At 35.2% G+C, this 22,562-nt stretch carries 24 protein-coding genes and 1 pseudogene; 16 read left to right on the plus strand and 9 right to left on the minus strand.

The window, feature by feature from the left end:
* The first annotated feature begins 23 nt into the window (after positions 1 to 23).
* Positions 24 to 995 (plus strand): HD domain-containing protein, encoded by a 972-nt coding sequence (locus ACN6NE_RS27950; protein WP_474328541.1) that lies wholly within the window; start codon positions 24 to 26, stop codon positions 993 to 995.
* Between the two features lie 81 nt (positions 996 to 1,076).
* On the opposite strand, the gene ACN6NE_RS27955 is transcribed toward ACN6NE_RS27950, so the two are convergent.
* Genes ACN6NE_RS27955 through ACN6NE_RS27965 form a run of 3 tightly spaced genes read right to left on the minus strand, consistent with a single transcriptional unit; the run spans position 1,077 to position 4,978 of the window.
* Positions 1,077 to 2,288, minus strand: a complete 1,212-nt coding sequence (locus tag ACN6NE_RS27955; RefSeq protein WP_474328543.1) for a Ger(x)C family spore germination protein — start codon at positions 2,286 to 2,288, stop codon at positions 1,077 to 1,079.
* Positions 2,285 to 3,376 (minus strand): spore germination protein, encoded by a 1,092-nt coding sequence (locus ACN6NE_RS27960; protein ID WP_474328618.1) that lies wholly within the window; start codon positions 3,374 to 3,376, stop codon positions 2,285 to 2,287. Before ACN6NE_RS27960 ends, ACN6NE_RS27955 begins: the two co-directional genes overlap by 4 nt.
* Before the next feature lie 24 nt (positions 3,377 to 3,400).
* Positions 3,401 to 4,978 (minus strand): spore germination protein, encoded by a 1,578-nt coding sequence (locus tag ACN6NE_RS27965; RefSeq protein WP_474328545.1) that lies wholly within the window; start codon positions 4,976 to 4,978, stop codon positions 3,401 to 3,403.
* 296 nt (positions 4,979 to 5,274) lie between these two features.
* Here ACN6NE_RS27965 and ACN6NE_RS27970 point away from each other — a divergent pair, with 296 nt between their 5' ends.
* On the plus strand, positions 5,275 to 5,490 hold the full coding sequence (locus ACN6NE_RS27970) for a DUF4046 domain-containing protein (protein WP_474328547.1): 216 nt from the start codon (positions 5,275 to 5,277) through the stop codon (positions 5,488 to 5,490).
* A 515-nt stretch (positions 5,491 to 6,005) separates the two neighbouring features.
* Here the strand turns inward: ACN6NE_RS27970 and nhaC are convergent.
* Positions 6,006 to 7,412 (minus strand): Na+/H+ antiporter NhaC, encoded by a 1,407-nt coding sequence (nhaC, locus tag ACN6NE_RS27975; RefSeq protein ID WP_474328549.1) that lies wholly within the window; start codon positions 7,410 to 7,412, stop codon positions 6,006 to 6,008.
* Between the two features lie 610 nt (positions 7,413 to 8,022).
* On the opposite strand from nhaC, the gene ACN6NE_RS27980 reads away from it, so the two are divergent.
* The 4 genes from ACN6NE_RS27980 (at position 8,023) to ACN6NE_RS27995 (ending at position 11,633) form a co-directional block, all read left to right on the plus strand.
* On the plus strand, positions 8,023 to 8,511 hold the full coding sequence (locus ACN6NE_RS27980; RefSeq protein WP_474328551.1) for a class I SAM-dependent methyltransferase: 489 nt from the start codon (positions 8,023 to 8,025) through the stop codon (positions 8,509 to 8,511).
* 120 nt (positions 8,512 to 8,631) lie between these two features.
* Positions 8,632 to 8,844 (plus strand): hypothetical protein, encoded by a 213-nt coding sequence (locus ACN6NE_RS27985; RefSeq protein ID WP_474328553.1) that lies wholly within the window; start codon positions 8,632 to 8,634, stop codon positions 8,842 to 8,844.
* Positions 8,844 to 9,263: an NUDIX hydrolase gene (locus ACN6NE_RS27990; RefSeq protein WP_474328555.1), complete on the plus strand. Its 420-nt coding sequence runs from the start codon at positions 8,844 to 8,846 to the stop codon at positions 9,261 to 9,263. The genes ACN6NE_RS27985 and ACN6NE_RS27990 overlap by 1 nt, the downstream gene beginning before the upstream one ends.
* 1,962 nt (positions 9,264 to 11,225) lie before the next feature.
* On the plus strand, positions 11,226 to 11,633 hold the full coding sequence (locus ACN6NE_RS27995; protein ID WP_474328557.1) for a hypothetical protein: 408 nt from the start codon (positions 11,226 to 11,228) through the stop codon (positions 11,631 to 11,633).
* A 107-nt stretch (positions 11,634 to 11,740) separates the two neighbouring features.
* On the opposite strand, the gene ACN6NE_RS28000 is transcribed toward ACN6NE_RS27995, so the two are convergent.
* Positions 11,741 to 12,130 (minus strand): carboxymuconolactone decarboxylase family protein, encoded by a 390-nt coding sequence (locus ACN6NE_RS28000; RefSeq protein ID WP_474328620.1) that lies wholly within the window; start codon positions 12,128 to 12,130, stop codon positions 11,741 to 11,743.
* A gap of 108 nt (positions 12,131 to 12,238) precedes the next feature.
* Between ACN6NE_RS28000 and ACN6NE_RS28005 the strand changes: the two genes are divergently transcribed.
* The 3 genes and pseudogenes from ACN6NE_RS28005 (at position 12,239) to ACN6NE_RS28015 (ending at position 14,039) form a co-directional block, all read left to right on the plus strand.
* The gene (locus ACN6NE_RS28005) at positions 12,239 to 12,622 is read left to right on the plus strand and encodes a MerR family transcriptional regulator (protein WP_474328559.1); all 384 of its coding nucleotides are present in this window, start codon (positions 12,239 to 12,241) and stop codon (positions 12,620 to 12,622) included.
* Between the two features lie 117 nt (positions 12,623 to 12,739).
* The gene (locus ACN6NE_RS28010; RefSeq protein WP_192998906.1) at positions 12,740 to 13,138 is read left to right on the plus strand and encodes a MerR family transcriptional regulator; all 399 of its coding nucleotides are present in this window, start codon (positions 12,740 to 12,742) and stop codon (positions 13,136 to 13,138) included.
* Positions 13,128 to 14,039, plus strand: a pseudogene (locus ACN6NE_RS28015) (DMT family transporter). Before ACN6NE_RS28010 ends, ACN6NE_RS28015 begins: the two are co-directional and overlap by 11 nt.
* Positions 14,040 to 14,111: 72 nt before the next feature.
* Here ACN6NE_RS28015 and ACN6NE_RS28020 read toward each other — a convergent pair.
* A complete protein-coding gene (locus ACN6NE_RS28020) occupies positions 14,112 to 14,582 on the minus strand; it encodes a DinB family protein (protein ID WP_474328622.1) in 471 nt (156 codons plus the stop codon).
* A gap of 298 nt (positions 14,583 to 14,880) precedes the next feature.
* On the opposite strand from ACN6NE_RS28020, the gene ACN6NE_RS28025 reads away from it, so the two are divergent.
* Together ACN6NE_RS28025 and ACN6NE_RS28030 are read left to right on the plus strand one after the other, a co-directional pair.
* On the plus strand, positions 14,881 to 15,807 hold the full coding sequence (locus ACN6NE_RS28025) for a bifunctional helix-turn-helix transcriptional regulator/GNAT family N-acetyltransferase (RefSeq protein WP_474328561.1): 927 nt from the start codon (positions 14,881 to 14,883) through the stop codon (positions 15,805 to 15,807).
* A 23-nt stretch (positions 15,808 to 15,830) separates the two neighbouring features.
* Positions 15,831 to 17,102, plus strand: coding sequence for an MFS transporter (locus ACN6NE_RS28030; RefSeq protein WP_474328563.1), 1,272 nt, complete (start codon positions 15,831 to 15,833; stop codon positions 17,100 to 17,102).
* Positions 17,103 to 17,353: 251 nt separating this feature from the next.
* On the opposite strand, the gene ACN6NE_RS28035 is transcribed toward ACN6NE_RS28030, so the two are convergent.
* From ACN6NE_RS28035 to ACN6NE_RS28045, 3 genes are read right to left on the minus strand one after another with little or no spacing between them, the layout of a single operon-like run.
* Positions 17,354 to 17,788 (minus strand): ArsI/CadI family heavy metal resistance metalloenzyme, encoded by a 435-nt coding sequence (locus tag ACN6NE_RS28035; protein WP_474328565.1) that lies wholly within the window; start codon positions 17,786 to 17,788, stop codon positions 17,354 to 17,356.
* 50 nt (positions 17,789 to 17,838) lie between these two features.
* Positions 17,839 to 18,168: an ArsR/SmtB family transcription factor gene (locus ACN6NE_RS28040; RefSeq protein ID WP_129708070.1), complete on the minus strand. Its 330-nt coding sequence runs from the start codon at positions 18,166 to 18,168 to the stop codon at positions 17,839 to 17,841.
* 30 nt (positions 18,169 to 18,198) lie between these two features.
* A complete protein-coding gene (locus tag ACN6NE_RS28045; protein ID WP_474328567.1) occupies positions 18,199 to 18,396 on the minus strand; it encodes a hypothetical protein in 198 nt (65 codons plus the stop codon).
* A gap of 180 nt (positions 18,397 to 18,576) precedes the next feature.
* On the opposite strand from ACN6NE_RS28045, the gene ACN6NE_RS28050 reads away from it, so the two are divergent.
* The 5 genes from ACN6NE_RS28050 to ACN6NE_RS28070 all read left to right on the plus strand — a co-directional run bounded on the left by ACN6NE_RS28050 (position 18,577) and on the right by ACN6NE_RS28070 (position 22,451).
* Positions 18,577 to 18,924 (plus strand): ArsR/SmtB family transcription factor, encoded by a 348-nt coding sequence (locus tag ACN6NE_RS28050; protein WP_474328569.1) that lies wholly within the window; start codon positions 18,577 to 18,579, stop codon positions 18,922 to 18,924.
* An 18-nt stretch (positions 18,925 to 18,942) separates the two neighbouring features.
* Entirely contained in the window at positions 18,943 to 20,241 is a 1,299-nt protein-coding gene (locus tag ACN6NE_RS28055; protein ID WP_474328571.1) for an arsenic transporter, read from the plus strand.
* Between the two features lie 24 nt (positions 20,242 to 20,265).
* Positions 20,266 to 20,688 carry an arsenate reductase (thioredoxin) gene (gene arsC / locus ACN6NE_RS28060; RefSeq protein WP_474328573.1) on the plus strand — a complete coding sequence of 141 codons (423 nt, stop codon included), beginning with the start codon at positions 20,266 to 20,268 and terminating at the stop codon, positions 20,686 to 20,688.
* A gap of 243 nt (positions 20,689 to 20,931) precedes the next feature.
* Positions 20,932 to 21,240, plus strand: a complete 309-nt coding sequence (locus ACN6NE_RS28065; protein WP_474328575.1) for a PadR family transcriptional regulator — start codon at positions 20,932 to 20,934, stop codon at positions 21,238 to 21,240.
* Positions 21,241 to 21,257: 17 nt separating this feature from the next.
* The gene (locus ACN6NE_RS28070) at positions 21,258 to 22,451 is read left to right on the plus strand and encodes a chromate transporter (protein ID WP_129708084.1); all 1,194 of its coding nucleotides are present in this window, start codon (positions 21,258 to 21,260) and stop codon (positions 22,449 to 22,451) included.
* The last annotated feature ends 111 nt before the right edge of the window (positions 22,452 to 22,562 follow it).

Here is a 22,562-nt window from a genome sequence, read left to right on the forward strand (position 1 = left end):
AGAAGGGAATGTGAAGTCATTTTATGAAAATTCATGATTTCATTTATGGATCTTTTCACTTAGAACCAGTCCTAGCAGAATTAATACATACTGAGCCCCTTCAGAGGCTGAAAAAAATCCACCAAGGTGGCGCAAGTTATTTAGTGAACCCAAAGTGGAATGTAACACGATTTGAACATTCTATAGGTGTCATGCTATTGATTAAAAAACTAGGTGGTTCTATAGAAGAACAAATAGCTGGCTTACTACATGACGTTTCTCATACGGCTTTTTCTCAGGTGATAGATTTCGTTTTAGATAATCCAGAACAGGATTTTCACGATCAAATATTTGAAAAAACAATTCAATCGTCAGAAATACCTTCTGTTTTACAAAAGTATGGAGTTAATCTCTCATCTATATTACCTATTGAGAAATGGTCTTTATTAGAACAACCTCTTCCTTTTCTGTGTGCAGACCGCATTGATTACACGCTTCGTGATTTATCTACCTATAATATGATTTCTTTAGACGATGCTTGTAGATTTGTAGATGAATTAAAAGTGATTGATAGTAAGGTTTGTTTAAAAACAGTAGAGGCAGCAGAATGGTTTGTTAAAGCCTATTATACAGAGGTAATTGACTTCTTTCTTCATCCATCAAATGTATATGGGTATGTCATACTAACGGGTATATTAAAGATAGCAATGGCCAAGCAGATTATTCATTTTGATGACTTATTATCAGATGATGAAACAGTTTGGAAGAAGTTAATTGACAGTAAAGACTATGAAGTACTACAAAAAATGAAAGATATAAGTAAAAAGGTAATAAATGATGAGGAAGATTACGACATACACCAAAAGAAAAAGGTTCGGATTATCGATCCCTTTGTGTTGGTAGGGAACGTCCGAATGAAGAAAGCAACAGAGCTCTCCACCAAAATAAGAGAATTAAATCAGTATGCTCTAGAAAAGTCCTTAAAAGGAACATTCGTTAGAGTTCTTAATACTTAGTAAAAAGAAAAGAGGCTGGGACATAACTAGCCTCTTTCTTTCATTTTTGATATTAAAACAAGCGAAGTTAAACTTGGAGGCTTACTTCTTTGATCCTGATGTTCCATAATCTTTAATCGTTAATTCTACATCATAGTTAATGGGAACTTCACTAAATGTTTGATCCCAATTCTCTTTGACCCTCCTCCATACTCTAGGATGCTTAATTCTCAATCGATTTCCGAAGCCCGCAACATCGGCTTTATATTCTTTTTGCATTTTTTCTACTACATTCTTCACTAAGTACTCTACTTCTTTTTCTGAAGCTTTTTGTGCCTTCTTTAAAAATTGATTTTCAAAAGGATTTCCTGAGACCATCCCATTTTCAGATAGCCTTCCCTCTGATTCAATCTGTACATCAAAAGAGATGTTATTTCCTTTAACATGGGGTTGTATATGGCTTTTCATAGACTCTATTTCATATACAATCAGCTGACCGGTCTTTTTATCAAAGCTTTTCACTAGGCCACCTTTCCCTTTCCCTGTGATCCAGGTCACACCTTCTAGTTCTTCTTCATTCAAAAAACCAATCATTTTGCCTGTCTTCCCTTTAATCACGGCAGCTCCAGCAAATTTGATTTCTCCATTTGCTGATAATACATTTTGCAACAGAAAACTAGACCCTGATCGAATCTTGCTCGCTAATTTAATAAGAGACATAGGAGGTAAAATTCTTGTTGTTCGATAGGTATTGTCTACCATTCCATACAGATGAAAAGCTGGGACTTCTCCTGCTGTTTTGGATTCGAGTGTGTCGCTCGCTCTCCCTTTACTAATAAGCACAAGACAACTTGGCCGTAAATCATTGTCACGAAGGTTTTGATCCAATAATTGTTCCAAACTATACGATCGTGCAAGAGCCCCACTAATCACTATCACTTTCATATGGGAACTGTTTAAAGGCGTATCACTTCTTAAAGATAGTTCCCGAACCATTTGAAAAGCAGAATCTCCTGTTTCAGACACATTTACATAAGGCTTCTGTTGGGGCCCTCCTTGTTTAGTGGTTGAACTTGCCACTTGCGGGGTGATAAGTTGATAAGTTGAAGTAATCGAGTTCTTTCTCTCATATCCCTCTCCTTGTGCATCAAATTCTTTTTCAATCATGGACTCATTCCCTTTATCAAATGCCACACCTACCCCTAAACTTTGCTCTTCAATTTCATGACTACTCCAACAGCCCGCCAGAGGCAAGAGCAGAAGAACAGAAAGCAAAACCAGTAAGAACTGTACATGATCATAGGTTTGTTTCATACTTTCTCCCCCTTTACTTTTGAAATGACGAGAAGAAGCAGCGGCAAAAAGCCAAATAAAATCAAAGCGATGTTACCAACCGTATCTCCTAACTTAAATACATCATTGATATTTTTAGGGATCATGGAAATAAGATACATAACCGGAAGTAAGCCATATATAAATGGATGGATGCTTTTTTTGAAAAGTTGAGCCATCCCTAGAGCAGCAGCGTAATGAGCTATAGTAAAGGTAGTAAACATTTGCATAATCCATACCACCAGCAACAAGGAATCAAATCGTTCAAAGACCAAACCAGTCAGCTCATAACTTCGTATCAAATCAAGCGTAGGCCATGTTCTTGTAACTACCCCATCAACCGATAACCCTCCGATAACCATCACGACGGTAATGATATAAAGGAACAAAGGAATGGTAATTCCAACTAGCACAGCTTTTCCTGCTTTATTTGGCTCTTTCATAAAAGCCAAAATTAACAGCATGATTTCAGGACCTGTGAAGGCAAGAGCAGTTGTCTTTATCCCTTTTAGCACCGGTGTGATACCTGAACCTAGTACTGGGCGCAGATTATCTAATTCAAACATTTTGTTACTCATAAAAGCAACTATCAAAAAAAGAATAACGGTAATAGGTAATATAATTTCAAACAGACGGGCGATTGGATTTATGCCCCCTCTGATTAGGTAGGGACTTGCCCACATAAATGGCATGATAATGGCCCAGGTAGGAGTGCCTTCTAGTAATAAATACTTTGTTACTTCTGTTAGTGAACGAATTTGAAACCCAGAATTTGTTAGAAAATAGCCGACAATAAGTAAACTAAGTAAACTCCCAATCCACTTTCCTACAATTTCTGGGCTGTATTGATAAAAGGTTTTCTCAGGAAACTGTAGACTTAGCTTTACCATGATTATCCCAGCCATCATCGCGATTAGCCCACCTAAAATAACAGTTAACCATACATCTGATGTGTGTCCCTTCTCAACAGATGTTCTGGGTAGGGTGAGAATTCCTGTACCAAGGATAAAGTTGATGACAATAACAGCTGTTTGAGGAGTTGTTATTTTGTCTTTTGGACTAAGAATCATTTTTCCTCTTCCTTTCATGATAGGTTATCCTTTACGTAGAGGATCTTTGGTATGCATCATCTTTGGACGTCGTTTCATCATCATCAGAGGCATACGGACCATCAAGTCTTTCCATTCACTTAAACGATAAGGAACGGCTGGACTCATATAAGATACGCCAAAACTTTTTAGTTTCACTAAATGGCTTGTCATGAAAAGGAAAAATAAAACGACCCCATATAATCCAAGGATGGCAGCACAAAGCATGGCTGCGAAGCGAAGAATCCGCAATGTAATCCCTACACTATATTGCGGAATGGCAAACGATGAAATCGCAGTTAGCGCTACTACAATCACCAAAATGGGGCTAACAATCCCTGCCTGCACAGCAGCTTCCCCAATAATTAACCCCCCGACAATTCCCATTGCTGGACCAATTGGCTTCGGTAACCGGAGTCCGGCTTCCCTCAAAATTTCGATAGCTATTTCCATAAATAAGGCTTCGATAAGGGCTGGAAACGGAACACCAGATCTCGTTCCTATAATAGAAATAGCTAACTTAGTTGGAATTAACCCTGGATGAAACGAAATAAAAGCAATATACAAAGCCGGTGTAAAAAGAGAAAGAACCACTGCGATATAACGAAGGAAACGAATAAATGTACCAGGGATCCACCTTTCATAATAATCTTCTGGTGACTGTAACATCATGCTGAATGTAACCGGAGCAATCAAAGCAAAAGGCGTCCCGTCTAATAAAATGGCTACCCGACCTTCCATTAAGGCAGCAATTACGCGGTCAGGTCGCTCGGTATTCTGTACCTGTGGAAAGGGGCTAAGGTAATTATCTTCAATGAGTTGTTCGACATAACCTGACTCTGGCACATTATCAAGATCAATTTTCTTAATTCTCTTTTCTACCTCTTTTACTAATTCTGGATCAACGATCTCGTTTATATAAGCAACAACTAGGTCCTTTTTCGAGCGCTTTCCTACTTGAAATTTTACTAGCGATAAATTCTCAATGTCCCCGTTCCCTCTTAAAAGAGATGTATTATCACTTAAAGATTCAGTAAAGCCTACCCGTGGGCCTCTCACTAATGCTTCTGATACTGGCTCTTCAATCGTCCTTGTTTTTAATTTGGTTGTACCAAGAATGAATGCATGTGATAATCCGTCAATTAAAAGCGCAGTAGAACCTGTTAAGACTTTTGATGTTAATTCTTTAATAGATTGAACCTCTTCCACATCACTGATTGATAACACTTGTTTTTTTATAAATTGATTTGAAAAGCTCTCTTTTACATCAGGCTGTTCCTGTTGATATTGTGCTGAAAAATCAGCCATCAATGATGTCATAATATGTTTATCAATGAGATCTTTATCGGATAGTCCCTCCACAAAAATAATACATGCCTGAATACCGGTACGTCCTATAATAAAATCCCGAAAATGAACGTCCCAGTTATGACCAAGTTCTTTTCTAACTACTTCTAGATTTAAAGCCAACTCATCTGTAAACTGATTAGTTGAATCTTGAGACACAGATTCCTGTTTCTTTTCATTTTCGTTAGCATGGTTTCCTATTTTTCTAATTTTTAATTTAGATTTTTTCATTTTCATCCCTCTTCCTCTGAGTTACGAATCCCACTAAATAATTTGTAGATTATATACGGGATGACAAACACCATAAACGCTTGTATAAAAGCTGGCCATTCTGGAAGATAGGAAACAATTGATTTCCACATACTAATCACCCTATTTATGTCTATATCAAAGCAGTTCTAGAAATAAACAGCCGTAAAATAGCCGTATTTACTCCATAGAAAACCCCTTTATTTACCAAGTAGTATTATTCGCTTTTTTATTTCTTATACAACGGAAATTTAATCTGATCTGCATATTGATTTACAAATAACATGGAGCTACATGGATACTGGAAAGGAGAAGAGGGAAGCAATAGAGCAATTCAAGCAGTTCAATATGTCATTGAAGTTGATGCTGGAATCATCCTTGATAAAATCCCTTCTACTATTAATCATCACTTCTTTAAGAACTATCGTTTAGGAGGTATTTTTGATATTTTTGCTCAATCCCCATTCAATGTTATCGATTTAGAAAAAGTTAAACAGTAGCTCTCAATAGGGGGGATAAAGAGGAAATCACTAGACGTCAATTAAAACAACATACGATCAATCTAACTAGAGATGGTACTTTAAAAAGTCAAATACACTATAAGTGGCTTCTAATGTAAAAAGATTGAAGTAGTCAAATAACCCATTTATCATTATAAAGAAAAAATTCTAAAACACAGGTAGTCAAAAGGTCGTCTGTTCTTCAAAAATGACATGTGCGCTAAAACTAAAAAGTAAACTTATTATGATATTCTATAAAATCACTATAAATTAATTTTTCACATACCAACAAAAAAGACACCCTCTATGGAGTGTCTTCTAAATATAAATTTATTAGTTTAGATGCGAAATCCCATATAAATAAAAAGATTATATGTTTAATCTTAGATAAATCTTTATAAAATTCTTTGAACAGCTTACGTATTAATTCCACCTACAACTCAAAAAAATTTTGCTAGAATATTGGCGCTAGCTCATGAAGCTAGCGTTTTAAATGGAACAAAATGTCTAGGTTTCTAAGAAATTTTTTTAGCATCAGAACCGTTACTTTTAATATACCAAATAAATTTTCCTGTATAGCCATAAATAATAGCAAGTGCTATGGAAACAAAGCTTAACCACATGAACGGAACATAGGAGAAGGTAGAGATACCTAAAATCCCAGCCATAAAAATTCCATTATCAGACCAAGGAATCATCCCAGATGTTAACGTCCCCCCAACTTCAGAGTTTCTAGCCAACACTCTTCGATCAATGTGCAATTTATCATAGCTCTCTGCCATAATTTTAGGGGTTAAAATTAATGAAACGTACATAGCACAACCAAATACATTTGCTAAAAAAGCAACGATTAAAGTAGATAAGGTCACGTTCCCTGCTGATGTTAGGCGATGCTGGAACTTAGAAACAATTACTTTTAATACTCCTAAATGCTCCAACAACCCTCCAAATCCTAATCCAAAAATAATTACGACTACTGACCCCAACATTCCTTCGATTCCTCCCCGATTTAGAAGAGTATCTATGAAGTCGATTCCAGTATTAATTGAGAAACCTTCATAAGCAGTACCAAGAGCATCGGAAATATTCATACCTTGGAATACAAAAGCCCAAATCACTCCAAGGAAGGCACCCATAACAATCGTAGGCATAGAAGGTTTTTTTAATGCAAGCATAAGAATTACAAATACGGCGGGTATCAGCATCCAAACATGAATATCAAAGGTCTTAAGTAATGAATTTTTTAGAAACTCTACTTTTTCTAAGTCTGTATTTTTACCTCCATACATAAACCCTGTGACAGTAAAAAGAATAGCAGTAATAACGTATGCAGGGATATCTAAATATAACATGGCACGTACGTGTGCAATTACATCCACTTTCGACATTGATGCTGCAAGCACAGTACTGTCAGACAGTGGAGATAACTTATCTCCAAAGTATGCACCAGAAAGAACAGCACCAGCTACGATTGGAAGAGGGATACCAAGGCCCTCTCCAATTGCTATCATAGCAATTCCAGCAGTTCCAACAGTTCCCCATGATGTGCCTGTAGCTAAAGATGTAAGTGAGCAAATAACGAGTGTGGCTAATAAAAAAATACTTGGATGGATAAACTCTAATCCATAATAAATAAGTGTTGGTACAACTCCTCCTGCAATCCAAGTACCAATAAGGGCGCCAACCGAAACGAGAATCAATATAGCTTCAAGGCCATTCGAGATGCCACTTGTAATAGCTCCTTGTAATTCTTGGTATCGGTGTCCTAAACGTAATCCAAGTAAAATGACAAGAAACCATGAAATAAACAACGCTAACTGTATAGGTAAGTCAAAAATTGTAGTAAAAGAAAAGACGATACCTAAAAATAATCCCAATGTGCAAATAATCTCTAACATAGACGGTAATCGTACATTTTTCATAGTAGTTCCCCCTCAAATAAAGCGTTTTCATAAATTTGTTGTAAAAGATATACTCATTTGAATAAACATGAGATAGTAATGACAATAGATAACTCTATATTTTTGAAAATAATTAATTATTTCACCATGTTCTTCCTTTGAAATAAAATGATATCGCTTTCAAAAAAGTTTTAATTAAAAACTTTCTACATATATTCCCTAGACATTTAAAAAATTCAGGCTCTATTTCAAGATGTAACTTCATTATAGTGAATCTCCTTTTTTTGTATAGAGGAAATATATTGAATATAATCAAAGAAAAATAGAAAATTATATTTCTAGGTTTTAGTGTGCTCCTTTCGCGTACTTAAGCTATATTATATTTATAATTAAAAGATAAATCAAGTAGTTTATTATTCAATTCGCGTACAATCTATATGACTTTGACATAGAGCTAATTTATACAAATGGGAAATCTGCTGAGAAAGTTGTTCAACAAATAATTGATTTCCGATAAGGAACATTATGTTAATTAACCTTATATATCATATCTATCAATATTTTACAAATTCTACAAAACGAATAATACTTATATTGGAAGTTGTATAAGACATAGAAGGGGATTTTGTTTATGAATAAAGTAATGGATTATTACTCAACATTTGATGAGTGGGGTCGTCTAGATAGAGAACCATTAGAGTTTCAAATTAACTGGCATTATATAAAAAAGTACTTACCAGAAAACGGAAGTGTGTTAGACAATGGAGCTGGTCCTGGTAAATATGCAATGAAACTAGCAGAGAAAGGATTTCAGGTAACGCTAACTGACCTTACGCCTAGATTAGTAAATATAGCTGAAGATAAAGCAAAAGAGCTTCAGCTTTTTAATCAATTTAATGGATTTCATATTATGGATGCAAAGGATTTAAAATTATTAAAAGACAACGAATTCGATGCTACCTTAATGATGGGGCCAATGTATCATCTACAGAATGAACATGATCGTAATGCAGCTGTTAAAGAACTGTACCGTGTAACAAAAAATGAGGGAGTTGTATTTGTTGCCTTTATGTCTAGAATTAGACATACTCTTTCTTCATTGTTACATCCAGAAGTGTAGAAGCCTAATAATACAATTGATAATATCGAAGAATTTATTGCTACTGGCGACTTTAATCATCAAGATGAAGGAAGATTTACAGGAGCTTATTACTTTGATATACAAGAAATAAATCCCTTCATGGAATCTAATGGATTTGAAACCCTAAGTTTAGTGGGATCATCTAGTATTGGTTCCCTGTTATCTAAAGAACAATGGGATTACTGGACAAGCAAGGGCCAAGCCGAAGTTGATCGATTAATTGAATTATTAAAGAAAACAGCAACGGATCCTTATACTTTAGGCGTTTCATCACATTTACTTTATATCGGTAGAAAAAAGGATGTGGTCTAATGACTAATTGGAGAGGCGCTGCTGCAATTTGTATAAACGATAAAAACGAACTATTAATGGTAGCTCAGGAGAAGCCAAATGAGCCAGAACTATGGTCAGTACCTTCAGGTGGCATAGAAAGATCTGAGACATATGAAGAATGCTGTATAAGAGAAGTTTGGGAAGAAACAGGATACAAGATTTCGGTCATTGATAAAATTTGTGAACGTGATACAGTAACATATGATGTAAATGTCCATATTAAGTATTTCGAAGTGAAGTTGTTAGGTGGAGAAAGGAAAATTCAAGATCCTGATGAGTTAATATTAGATATTTGCTGGAAGCCTTTATCGGAGATTAGTAACTTAAAAATGTTATTTGAGGACGAACGTCAAATACTGATAGATTACATACAGGAAAGAAAAAGGCAACAGATATAACTCTTTAAATATATACAATGAAAAGACCTTAAACTTTAAGACCTCTCTCTGACATCGATAAAATCAGTTACGTTTAGTAAATAATAAAGTATCTCGTTAAAATTATTGGTTTTATTATTTACTCTTATTGACGACACATATAAGAAAAGCCCTCAAAATTAATTGAGGGCTTTTCTTACATGTGTGGTTGGTCATAGCTGCTTTTTATAGTTGATAAAAGTGAAATATATACATGTACATATCTAAAATATAGTATTAGGTTATAACTTGTCCAGTCAAAAGGTAAGCAAAATAAAAAGTCACCTAGTGTAGTAGGACAGGTGGCTTTTCATTGAATAAAACTATAAGATTCATGTGCAGATACAGAATAACATACGTTTGTAAAGATAGTATTTCAGAGAGGTTACAGCATATGTATAAAACATGCGCTTTTTATACATTTTTTTCTCGTTCGTCTCCTACTAAAGCGTTGGTATGTCAAAGGTGTATAAAAAGCTGCATATCCGAGAAGAATCATCCTACTCCGAACCCTTGTCCTGTATGGGTTCATTTTTTTGCTTGGTTCCTTGAAGAGACATTATGGTGCGACAAGAAGTCGCTTTTATATAGTGTGGCTTATGCCACTGGTTTAGACGCAAAAACTATTCCCGTCCAAAACTGCGGGCCTGGTAACAGGCTCGTGGGTTGCATGCGGAAATGCGGAAACAGAGAGTCAGTGCACGACTCGGAACACTGCTAGGGGAAGATGAGTATGGTGAACATTAGTGAAGGTTTGTAAGCTTCGTAAGTGTTAGCTCAGGATAGTGCAACAGCTTTGCCTGGGTATTGGCAAGAGGAAAAGCAGATTCATAAAGCTGCTGTGACGCGTCCCGTATCTTGCCCGGAGTAAAGAACCCACCTAACCTCGTCGTATCTATACGATGCGGAACTTGGTAAGCCCTTTGTCATCTGTGTAAACAGTAGGATGACTGCAAAGTCAAACGATGTGACAGAGGGTAAAGGATACGAGAGAAAGCAAATGCCATTATCTCGAAAGAGAACAGGAAAGCAGGAAACTGTATAACTGGATGGATACTATCGTCCTTACGGACAAGCCCATGATAGGCCCGAAAGGGAGCTGACTTCTCGTTGGTCTCTCGTAGGAACATAAGGTTGTGGCTATCTTCTGACGAAAGAAACGTACCGTTATGTATACCTCCATTTGGAGCGTCGGCGTACGTTTTACTTACCGTTATGGTGTGTGATGAGGATACGACAGCAAATGGACCTGCAATGGGAGGCTTGAGCCGATGTGTCTTGAAAGGGACTCGCACGGTTCTTAGGGGAGGAAGGGGCAGTGATGCCCCTAACTTACCCGACTTAACTAAACATGTATACGATATACAGGTTGAAAATAGAAAAACTCCCTATTTCCGTAGGAAGTTTTTTAGTGTGTACATTATTCCGTTTTATTTGATACTTTGAAGCATCTTCGATAGTTTGCTCAAACTATCAGTAACTTATGTATTAAAAAGAAAAAAACGCTGAACAGGGATCAGTGGTTTTTCTTGATACATGTTGTCAACTCAAAAGACGAGGATTTCCAAGGTGATGCTTCCCAGCATCTTGTGTAGTTTGTCCCAATATTACAAGACCTATGCAACCTTTACACAGTAAATTTGCAATATTCTATTGCATGAGTAGATTTGTTCCTGAAAAATGTTTTATGTTAACTAAACATAATATATAATGCTTTTAAATCCAATTTTTTGTAAAATAGTAATAAATGGTATTTTGCAGAGAGGAGTTATGATTTTGGAGTTAAATGTATGGGTTCCTATAGGTATAGCAGTATTTGCAGCAATTGCTTTGATTTTATTTAAGAAACCTAATAAGGAAGATTTAAATACATAAAAGCCCTTGGTTCAAATCAAAGTTGTTCGAAATATAGAGATCGTTGCTATTTATATGGGGGGAGTGAAGTTGAGTCTCTTTAACCTAACAATTAATGATTTATATCTACTAATTTTCGGGTTATTTTTATTGTGGAATAATCTAGAGGCATTATTTGAATTCAAAAAGGTTAGAAAAAACCTTCAAGCTATTGAAGTAAGGGATGTTATTCAGTTAAGTAAATGGCGTTTATTTATGTTAAGGATAGTTGGAGTCTTTATATTTAAATGGCTCATTTACCTCATTGCAATAGCTATTACTGAAAATCTTTTTATCATTATTATTGCTGTTACGCTAGGAGGTTTACGCCTTTATATTTCATATTTTAGTTTAGAAAAAATTCAAAAGTCTCAAAAGTTGGATTTCATTGTACTTGTTGGAGAATTATTATTTGTAATTGTCTTTTTGGGATACTATTTTGGAATTAATCTAAGTTAAAAAAGGTATAAGTACATAAAGGCTCTTGGAATTTTATCCAAGAGCCTTTTTATTTCCGATAAACATACATTATGTTACCTAACTTTTTATTTCATATACTTGCAATTTTATTTAGTATTTACCTTTAAATCTCTTTCTTTGAAAACTTGTTTAGCAACAAAAACTGCATTTAAAACCCTAGGGAAACCGGTGTATGGAATACAGTGTATAATGGCCTCCACTATTGCATTTGGAGTAAGTCCCACGTTAAGAGCTGCATTAATATGGACATTTAATTGCGGATCACATCCCCCCTGTGTCGTTAGTGAGGCTATGGTTACCAATTGTTTTTGCTGTAGACTAATTCCTTGTCTTTTATAGATATCCCCAAAGGCAAACTCGATGACATATCTTCCAAGATCAGGAGCGATGTCTTTTAATGATTCAATTACTCGTTTTCCCCCTTCTCCATCTACTTCCATTAGCTTTTTCCATCCATTTTCGTAGCGTTCGTTTATCAATTGAATCTCTCCTTAACATATAATGATTTTATCTATAAATTAGATAGTAATCTTTAGAGCGCGCTCTAAAGCAAGACTTATATTTATCGTGTTATAATTGCTTATATGGAAAATTTATTCAGTATTCAAGAAGTAGCAAAAATGACCGGTCTTTCTGCACATACATTGCGTTATTATGAAAAAATTGGATTAATCATGAATGTACAAAGAGATACAACTGGATATCGACAGTACACAGATTCTGATATTGCATGGATTCATTTTTTAATTCGATTACGCGTTACAGGTATGCCAATGCTTAAAATGAAGCAGTTTTCTGATTTACGACAAGAAGGAGATTCTACTATTGTTTCGAGAAGGGAGTTATTAGAGGAACATCATCAAGATGTCTCAAGCAAGATAGAAGAATTAACGCTGAATCTCCATAAAATCCAGGAAAAGGTAGAATACTATAAATCCCTAGAGACAACGAAGAAACTGTACTCTTAATGATTTTCTTTAAGAAGGCTCGGAAAAGATTCCGAGTCTTTTTTTATTATTTACAAATTAATTATTGACTTAGATCTAAGTCTAAGTTGTAGCATGTAAAGAAAGGAGGAAATGGAAATGTATAGTATATCTGAAGTTGCTACGAAAACGGGGTTCACAGCTCATACATTACGTTATTACGAAAAGATTGGGTTATTATCTTCACCGTTAAGAAAAGGTGGAAAGAGAAGATATACGGAAGGTGAAATTCGCCTACTCAAATTTATGAAAATGTTAAAACAAACAGGAATGTCTCTCGAAGATATTCAAGAATTTTTAAAGGATGGATGTCTTCTAGAAAATATCGATTCTGCTGCCATTCAATTAAAAAAGATTCAAACGAGGGCTGATATCTTAAACAAACACTTACTTCTTCTAGAAAAGCAAAAACAAGAGATTGAAACTGTTATGAATGTGACAAAAGAGAAATTAGAGACGTACGAAACAATGATTGGAGACTTGAAAGATGAAAAGTAGAATATCCCTTATGTTAATAGGTTTCGCTATATTTACAGGTGCTACGTTCAACTTAGCTAAGTATGCTGTTCACTATTTCTCTCCTGCAAGTGCTGCAGCATGGCGATTTGGTATTGCTGCACTCGTTATGGTTCTTATATTAGGATTACAGAAACAAGTGAAGTTAAAAACCATTAAAGTTCATTGGAAAATGTATATCTTACTTGGTATCGTAGGAATTTTTGGATTCAATGCTTTTTTCTTTTTAGGAATGCAATACACGTCCCCTTTAAATGGGGCCCTCATTATGGGAACTAATCCTTTGGTAACTGCACTTTTTGCTTATTTTATTTTAAAGAACCCCATTAAAAAACAGCAGATGCTGGGTATATCTTTTGCCTTAGTTGGTGTTATCCTTGTCCTTACGCAAGGTTCGTTAGAAATTATTCAAACACTATCCATTTCTAAAGGTGATTTACTGGTCTTAGCAGGGAACCTATGTTGGGCTTTATATGGTGTATTAGGAAGAAAATATTTGAATGGTAGTTCTTCCATGGAGACAACTACTTATACAATGATTATTGGTTCTCTTTGTCTTGTAATTTTAACAGCTTTTTCACCAAGCTCTCAGCCCTTGTCTCACGTTACATGGTCAGCTTGGGGAGCTATTCTCTTTATGGCTCTCTTTACAAGTGTATTAGGCTATCTGTGGTGGAATAAGGGAATGGCTACGATTGGCGCAAGTAATACATCTTTATTTTTTAATTTAGTTCCAGTCGTCACCATGATTCTTTCTATTTTAACTGGATCCCTTATTACATTACCTTAAGTAATAGGTACATGTTTAGTTATTTTAGGTGTATTAACAGCTTCTGGCTTCTTAAACTTGAGAAGAAAACAAAAAGTTTCAGCTTCAATATAACAATGAAGTACTAAAGCCTATATAAAGGATATATAGGCTTTAGTACTTCATTGTTATATCATTTTGTCAAATTCAATTTTTCACACCCACATGTTCAATTATTCGCTTCATTGCCTGAATCTGGCCCATATGAGTTGCTTCATGCATCAGTGTAACACCCGCCAGCTCTCCAAAGGTTTTACATCCCAAAAATGGCTTTTCCAAGGTATTGTTTAGCTGTTCAGCAGGAATTTGCTGAATACGAGCCAATTGATCTTTTAGCTGTATCTTAAGCTCATCCATAGTAGGTACATCCCCCGTCCAATCGGTTGGTTTCGTACCATTTCCGAACAATTCCATATAGTTTGCTGGAAGATGGGTTGTTGCATGAGGAAAACCAAACATAGTTTGTTCAGTAACTGTCAAAACGTGACCTGTATGCCAATGAATTGTGTTGTTAAAACCATCTGGCTGCACATCAGTTTGGTCCTCAGACACAGCCCCTATAATTTTGAGGAAGTACTCTCTTCCGATTTCAAATTGCTTGAATACAAGTTTGTTCATCTCTTTCTCCCCTTTCACTGATACAATCATCCATATTATACCACCTTTGAAGGGGGGAGCAATATAATTAAGGTTCCTCTAGTGCTTCATAATATTTGTAACCAGTTAACATAACTTATCTATTCTTGTCGCTTATACTTTATTAATGGATTACCTTTTTCCACTTAAGTTGGGTAAGTTTGTATATCGTATTCTTTTTTTAAAAGGATAAAATCTAAGAATAATAGTTGACTTAGGCAAGTGTTAAGGTTAGAATTGGTAAATAATTACGTTTATATTATTTGAAAGAGGTGTAAAAATGATTGATGTACAGAGTAAGTGTGGCCTTGAATTTAGGAAATTTAACCGATTTTACACAGATGTTTTGGGCTTTTTAAATGAACATATCTATGACAGTCCGTTTTCTTTAACAGAAACCCGTATTTTATTTGAAATTTATAACACTAGTAATTGTACGGCTAAAAACGTTCAAGAGAGATTAGACTTAGATGGCGGTTATGTAAGTAGAATTATCAAAAAATTCGAAAAAGAAAAGATGATTTATAAGCAAAAGTGTAAAGACGATGGACGTAACCATCTTTTATATGTAACCAGTCATGGGGAATTGATTTACAAAGAGCTGGAGAAAAAAGCTAATCAGCAAGTAGAATATATTCTTGGAAGCTTGGACCATGATCAACAACAAAAACTTGTATCCTCAATGAATACCATACAAGAAATTCTTTCTACCTCATTTAAAGAAAAAGACAAAGAAGCTGTTTCTGTTAGAAGCTATTATACTTTTGATGATATTAACAACATGATTGAACAACAATGGTTATTTTATAATCAAGTACATAAATGGGATAACAGCTTTTTAGCATATCTTCAGGAGACCTTTAATGCCCCTATAGAAAGAATCTGGATAGCAGAAATAAATCGCGAGTTTGCAGGCTGTATTGGCTTAGTGAATGATGGCAATAAGGTAGGACAGTTAAGGTGGTTCTTGGTAAATCCGTCATTTCACAAAAAAGGAATAGGGACTCAACTTATTAACTCTCTTGTCCAATACTGTAAAGAACTTGATTATGAACGCATCTTTCTTTGGACCGTTAGTGATATGGTGACAGCTAGACCACTATATAAAAAATTCGGGTTTGAAATAGTAGAAGTGCAAGAGAAAAAAACTTTGTGGGGAGCTACTTTGATAGAAGAACGTTGGGATTTAGAGCTAAGAAAAAAATAATCACTTTTGGTTGAGGGGAATATATGAAAAGAACATTTCATTACGCTTGGATTATTGTTTTTGTTACATTTTTGACCTTTTTAGCCGTTCAAGGTGTTCGGCTTTCATTTGGAGCTTTTGTTGAGCCTTGGGAAACAGACTTCTCAATGGATAGAGGAACAATTTCTCTTATCTCAACATTGAGTTTTATTATCTATGGGCTGTCCCAACCACTCATTGGAAGACTGGTAGATAAATTGGGTGCTCGTCTCATTTTATCCTTTAGCACTTTTCTAGTAGGTATAAGTATTTTTCTCACATCTTTTGTAACTCATCCCTGGCAATTATTCTTTCTTTACGGAATTATGGTTTCTCTTGGCGTGGGAGGAGCCTCCAATGTAGCCGCAACAGTGGTTGTAACCAATTGGTTTAACGAAAAACGTGGACTTGCGTTTGGGATTATGGAGGCTGGATTTGGTGCTGGACAAATGCTTCTTGTTCCGGGCTCTCTCATGTTAATTCATTGGCTTAATTGGAAAATGACAGTTGTGATATTAGGCGCCTTTTTAGTACTTATTGTCTTTCCTATCGTCTTTTTATTTTTACGGAATCATCCTAAAGAGAAGGGTTTAGTTCCTATTGGGGGTGAAACCGTAGAAGAGAGTACAGTCGAAAAAAAAGCTTTAAACACAAACTCTTCAATATGGAATGTCTTTCTAAAAAGAGAGTTTTGGTTTTTAATCTTTCCTTTTGCTATTTGTGGTTTCACTACTACAGGATTAATGGATACGCACCTTATTCCTTTCTCACATGATCACGGATTTTCAACAAGTGTTACTAGTGCTGCAGTAAGTATACTTGCTGGGTTTAATATTATAGGTATCTTACTATCTGGTGTTGTGGCTGATCGCTGGAGTAGTCGCAAAATGTTATTCCTTTTATATGGAATGAGGGCGATATCTATTTGTATTCTCTTGTACAGTCATAATTCTGCATTATTGCTTATTTTTGCAGTATTATTTGGGTTAGTTGACTTTGCAACTGTAGCTCCAACTCAATTACTAGCTACTCAATATTTTAAACAATACTCCATTGGTTTTATTTTAGGGTGGTTATTCCTTAGCCATCAAATAGGCTCGGCATTGGGCGCTTATTTACCAGGTTTATTTTATAACGAAACAGGTAGTTATAATATTTCTTTTTATCTTTCAATTATGATCTTAGCAGGAGCAGCCATTTTAAATTTGTTACTTCCTGAACCTCATAAGGTTACACAAAAGGAGAAAATAGATACTCACGAACAACTACAAGGTTAATAAAAAGGTAAGGCCTTAATTAACGCCTTACCTTTTCTATTTATTATGACTACCTAGAATTTTGATTATGTTAACTAAAGAGGTATAACATATACAGTCTAAAAACAGAAAAAACTCCTGCAGGTTGGTCAGGAGTTTTTTCTGTTACACATCTTTTATCAAAGGAAGAATGCCTTACGGCATCTTGAGTAGTTTGCTCAAAAATAGAATTTATAATTCTCTCAAATAAGAGGTGTATTCTTTAATTAAGATTAACAACATGAAATACTCGAAGGTGATTTTTCATTTGGTCCCACGTTATCCTCAATCTTATGAACTTCGCTATCTGATTTTGTATAGAAGAATTCCCATTCGTTTCCGTCAGGATCTGTTACCCAGAATTTATCTTGCACAGCGTAGCAGCAAGTCGTATCCATTTCTTCACGCGCAAAGAATCCTTCTTTTTCTAATCGTGCTTTATGAGAAGCTATTTCTTCCTGTGTACCTACTTGGAATCCAAAATGGTTAACTTGGTTTCCCTTTACCTCGTCACGTACATTTAATGTGAAGTTTAAGCCTGGTTCGTCTAATAAGAATTTTGCATAATCCTCTTTAAACTTTACAGGGCTAGCACAAAATACTTTTTGATAAAATTCAATGGATTGCTCTAAATTCGTTACATTAATTCCTACGTGAACATATTTCATTTAAATTTCCTCCTTGGTCTTATAGACCATATTATTTTGAATTCATTAAATTAAGAGCATGAACAGCTTTTACTCGTATCTTTTCTAAATAAACAGCAAAGTTCTTCAGACAGAATATGATTAACTTCTTTATCATTTAGATCGTAATAGCTCCATGTTCCTTTTGTTTCTTTAACAACGAGATTTGCATCTAATAAAATTTTCAAGTGGTATGAGAGCTTAGATTGAGACATTCCAAAGAACTCAGTTAAATCACATACGCATGTCTGCCCTCGTTGACAAAGCTCATACATAATTTCTAATCTTTTTTGATCGGCAAGAGCTTTAAATTTTTGTTCGTACTGTTTAAATGGGTGATTTCCTTCGTTGATTTTTTCCATTGTCATCCTCCTTCATCAATTTTTTTTGATTTAAAGTTCAAAGCTTTCGGCAGCTTTTTTAAAGTTACTATATGTGGCTTCCCCTCTTAACATAGGATCTTGATGAAAAAAGCGCTGAAAAATAAGGTTTCTTGCTTCCTTATGGTTCATACCTTGAGTATTCATAACTAAATGAAAATACGATTGAAAGTACGTAACAGATAAGTTTCCAGAGTTGTTAACTCTCACTGTTATAACCCTCATTTCTTATTAATCAATTTTTTTTGATGTATTCATCATATCTGGAAAAATTATATAAATCAAGAGATTAATCAATTTTTTTTGATTAATACTAAAAGCGTATATTTGTGTTGAATATATAACGAAATACTTATATAATTATGTCTGAAAACAAGGAGGCGAGTCAGAATGGATGTAAAAGCGCAAGTGGAAGTAGAGAAAGCAGCACAGATACTGAAGTTACTTGGAGATAAGAAAAGATTGTCTATAATGAAGTTATTACAGAACAACGAGTGCTGCGTTTGTGAGCTAGTTGAAATTTATAAGACTAGTCAACCATCTATTAGCCAACACTTACGTAAATTAAAAGACATCGAACTTGTAATGGAAAAACGAAAAGGACAATGGATTTTCTATTCATTAAATAAAGAAAACAAATATTATCAGTTTGTCCTTGATATCCTTGAATCTTTACCAAGTGAAGATGAACGTTTAAAGGAACTCGAAAAGCAAGGATTACGTGTTAGTTGTTGCTAATAATAGGAGGTTTATAAAGTGGTATCAGTTATAGTAGCCTCCTTCATCTTCTTAGTGACGTTGATTTTTGTCATTTGGCAACCTAAGAACTTGTCTATTGGTTGGTCAGCATGTGGAGGTGCAGTTCTAGCTCTTTTAGCAGGTGTTGTTGATTTTCATGATGTTCTTGATGTAACAGGAATCGTTTGGAATGCAACATTAACGTTTATTGCAGTTATTATTATTTCCTTAATTTTAGATGAAATCGGATTTTTTGAGTGGGCAGCTTTACATATGGCGCGAGCTGCAGGAGGAAATGGCATTCGAATGTTTGTCTATGTTTCCCTTTTAGGTGCAGTTGTAGCAGCATTGTTTGCCAACGATGGAGCAGCCTTGATTTTAACACCTATCGTACTTGCAATGGTACGAGCACTGAAATTTGACGATAAAATGGTCTTTCCATTTATTATCGCAAGTGGATTTATTGCCGATACAACGTCTCTTCCACTTGTGGTAAGTAACTTAGTGAATATTGTATCAGCTGATTTCTTTGGTATTCGTTTTTCTGAGTTTGCTTCACGTATGATCATTCCAGATTTATTTTCACTGTTAGCAAGTATTATCGTCTTATATCTATACTTCCGTAAAAATATCCCTAAGAAATACAATCTGGACGATTTACAGAAACCAATTGATGCCATTAAAGATGAGAAAACGTTCCGTTTATCAGGAATTGTCTTAATCGTTTTAGTTCTTGGTTACTTTATTGGTGAATTCTTTGACATTCCAGTGTCTATTATCGCAGGAATTATAGCTATTTTCTTCTTAGGAATAGCAAGACAAAGCTCTGTAGTTCAAACGAAAAAAGTCTTGCAAGGAGCTCCATGGGCTATTGTTTTCTTTTCCATTGGTATGTATGTCGTTGTCTACGGATTACGTAATGTTGGGCTAACCGAAGTATTAGCAAGCCTTATTCAAGCGACTGCTGACCACGGATTGTTTGCTGCAACCATTGGTATGGGATTCATTGCAGCCATTCTTTCATCGATTATGAACAACATGCCAACCGTTATGATTGATGCGCTAGCTATTGACGCAACTCATGCAACAGGAACAATAAAAGAAGCTTTGATTTATGCAAATGTCATTGGTTCAGATTTAGGGCCAAAGATTACACCTATTGGCTCTCTAGCGACGCTCTTATGGCTTCATGTTCTCTCGACAAAAGGAGTTAAGATTTCTTGGGGAACTTATTTTAAAACAGGTATTATCTTAACCATCCCAACATTGTTTATTACGCTTGTTGGTTTATATATTTGGTTACTCATTATTTCATAACACATCATGAAGGAGATTTTACACATGTCTAAAAAAACACTTTATTTCTTATGTACAGGTAACTCTTGCCGTAGTCAAATGGCAGAAGGATGGGCAAAAAAATATCTAAACAATGATGAGTGGGATGTACGTAGTGCAGGACTAGAAGCTCACGGATTAAATCCTAACGCTGTAAAAGCAATGAAAGAAGCCGGCGTTGATATTTCAAATCAAACATCTGATGTCATTGATCCTGAGATTCTAAATAATGCGGATTTGGTTGTTACATTATGTGGCCATGCAGCAGATCACTGTCCTGTAACGCCTCCTCATGTGAAACGTGAACACTGGGGATTTGATGATCCAGCAAAGGCTGAAGGAACAGATGAAGAAAAATGGGCGTTTTTCCAGCGTGTACGTGATGAAATCGCTGAACGTATTCAACGTTTTGCTGAAATAGGTAAATAAGTAATCAAGAAGCAGTCTATTAATATTTAGACTGCTTTATTTCTGCCTACAATGTGTTTTATGTTAACTACGGATGTATGGAATAAACATAATATATATCTTGGATTATTAATTAGACTGCACATGATATATTGTAAAGTTTAAGTAAATTTTCTCTAATGAATTGAAAGATTAAATGATACTATGGTATTTTAATTACGAATTTCGATATCGAAGTCCGATTTTTATATGGAGATGATATTTTTGGAAGATAAAGTACTACGAAAGTTGTTTTTAGGGTTTATTCAAATTCATATCTTACACCATGCTAAAGAACATCCTGTTTTTGGATCATGGATGTTGGAAGAATTAAAAGAACATGGTTATACCATAAGTCCTGGCACCTTATATCCTATTCTCCATTCAATGGAAGATGATGGTCTGTTGAACAAAGAAGAACGTAATGTATCGGGAAAAATTAGAAAATATTATTGCACGACTGAAAAAGGAGCTGAAGTACTTGTCGAAGCAAGGAAAAAAGCATATAAACTTTTTAAAGAAATCAAAGACTAGTAGAAAGGAAGTTCAGGATGAACAAAGGTACAAATAAAATAAATTTTAAATCTTTGTTGGAAATACTATTTGTTTCGACCCGTCTTGGGCTTACATCATTTGGGGGGCCCATTGCACATCTGGGTTATTTTCACGAAGAGTATGTTCGTAAAAGAAAATGGATGGATGAAAAAAGTTACGCTGATTTAGTAGCTTTGTGTCAATTCCTTCCCGGACCTGCTAGTAGTCAAGTTGGGATAGGTATTGGAGTGATGCGTGCTGGATTGTTAGGTGGAATCTTAGCCTTTATAGGATTTACTCTTCCCTCTGTCATTGCCTTGATTTTATTTGCCCTACTCATACAAGGCTCGAATGTTACGGATGCTAGCTGGATTCATGGTTTGAAAATAGTAGCTGTAGTTATAGTCGCACATGCGATTTTAGGAATGGCTGGAAAATTGACTCCGGACTTGCCAAGAAAATCAATTGCTCTCTTTGCATTAGTGGGAACTCTCTTATGGCAAACAGCTTTTATACAAATAGGTGTGATTATCTTAGCAGGAGTTGTTGGGTATATCATCTATAAAAATCAAGCAGATAATAATCAATCTCAGCTCATTTTTCCTGTATCTAAAAAAATAGGGGCAATCTGTTTATTATTGTTCTTTGGTCTCCTTATCTTTTTACCAATCCTAAGAGAAATAACTTCACTAAGTTGGGTAGCACTGTTCGATAGCTTTTACCGATCAGGTTCGTTAGTTTTTGGAGGAGGACATGTTGTTTTACCATTACTTCAAAAAGAATTTGTTCCTACAGGATGGTTAAGTCAGGATTCCTTTTTAGCTGGTTATGGTGCTACACAAGCTGTGCCGGGTCCATTGTTTACATTTGCAGCTTATATTGGAGCAGTAATTAACGGTTGGAAAGGCGGGCTAATAGCAACGATAGCCATTTTCCTACCTGCTTTCCTACTTATTCTAGGGACATTACCTTTCTGGGATCAATTAAGACGTAATCCCAAAGTTAAAGGTGCTTTGATTGGAGTAAACGCAGCTGTAGTAGGTATTTTAATTTCAGCTTTTTATGATCCCATTTGGACAAGTGCTATTTTAAAACCAGTTGATTTTGCTTTTTCTGCTGTACTATTCAGCATGTTAGTCTACTGGAAGTTACCGCCTTGGATTGTTGTTGTAACCGGAGCATTTGGAGGTATACTTTTATCTTTTATCTAAATAAATGATTTGGATTTTAAAAACCACTTTAAATTGAGGTGGTTTTATTTTATATATAAATTCTAATATTTTGTTCTGGTTCACTCTTGATGTATATGATACACAGTCTAA

Source organism: Priestia sp. 53B2, assembly GCF_056099005.1.

Coding starts and splice junctions, on each gene's coding strand:
- nhaC (WP_474328549.1), bottom strand. CDS start 7,412: ATGAAAAATGTACGATTACCGTCTATGTTAGAGATTATTTGCACATTG.
- ACN6NE_RS28035 (WP_474328565.1), bottom strand. CDS start 17,788: ATGAAATATGTTCACGTAGGAATTAATGTAACGAATTTAGAGCAATCC.
- ACN6NE_RS27970 (WP_474328547.1), top strand. CDS start 5,275: ATGGAGCTACATGGATACTGGAAAGGAGAAGAGGGAAGCAATAGAGCA.
- arsC (WP_474328573.1), top strand. CDS start 20,266: ATGTCTAAAAAAACACTTTATTTCTTATGTACAGGTAACTCTTGCCGT.
- ACN6NE_RS28010 (WP_192998906.1), top strand. CDS start 12,740: ATGTATAGTATATCTGAAGTTGCTACGAAAACGGGGTTCACAGCTCAT.
- ACN6NE_RS28030 (WP_474328563.1), top strand. CDS start 15,831: ATGAAAAGAACATTTCATTACGCTTGGATTATTGTTTTTGTTACATTT.
- ACN6NE_RS28005 (WP_474328559.1), top strand. CDS start 12,239: ATGGAAAATTTATTCAGTATTCAAGAAGTAGCAAAAATGACCGGTCTT.
- ACN6NE_RS28020 (WP_474328622.1), bottom strand. CDS start 14,582: ATGAACAAACTTGTATTCAAGCAATTTGAAATCGGAAGAGAGTACTTC.
- ACN6NE_RS27950 (WP_474328541.1), top strand. CDS start 24: ATGAAAATTCATGATTTCATTTATGGATCTTTTCACTTAGAACCAGTC.
- ACN6NE_RS27980 (WP_474328551.1), top strand. CDS start 8,023: ATGAATAAAGTAATGGATTATTACTCAACATTTGATGAGTGGGGTCGT.
- ACN6NE_RS27955 (WP_474328543.1), bottom strand. CDS start 2,288: ATGAAACAAACCTATGATCATGTACAGTTCTTACTGGTTTTGCTTTCT.
- ACN6NE_RS27985 (WP_474328553.1), top strand. CDS start 8,632: ATGGAATCTAATGGATTTGAAACCCTAAGTTTAGTGGGATCATCTAGT.
- ACN6NE_RS28070 (WP_129708084.1), top strand. CDS start 21,258: ATGAACAAAGGTACAAATAAAATAAATTTTAAATCTTTGTTGGAAATA.
- ACN6NE_RS28040 (WP_129708070.1), bottom strand. CDS start 18,168: ATGGAAAAAATCAACGAAGGAAATCACCCATTTAAACAGTACGAACAA.
- ACN6NE_RS27965 (WP_474328545.1), bottom strand. CDS start 4,978: ATGAAAATGAAAAAATCTAAATTAAAAATTAGAAAAATAGGAAACCAT.
- ACN6NE_RS28025 (WP_474328561.1), top strand. CDS start 14,881: ATGATTGATGTACAGAGTAAGTGTGGCCTTGAATTTAGGAAATTTAAC.
- ACN6NE_RS27990 (WP_474328555.1), top strand. CDS start 8,844: ATGACTAATTGGAGAGGCGCTGCTGCAATTTGTATAAACGATAAAAAC.
- ACN6NE_RS27960 (WP_474328618.1), bottom strand. CDS start 3,376: ATGATTCTTAGTCCAAAAGACAAAATAACAACTCCTCAAACAGCTGTT.
- ACN6NE_RS28050 (WP_474328569.1), top strand. CDS start 18,577: ATGGATGTAAAAGCGCAAGTGGAAGTAGAGAAAGCAGCACAGATACTG.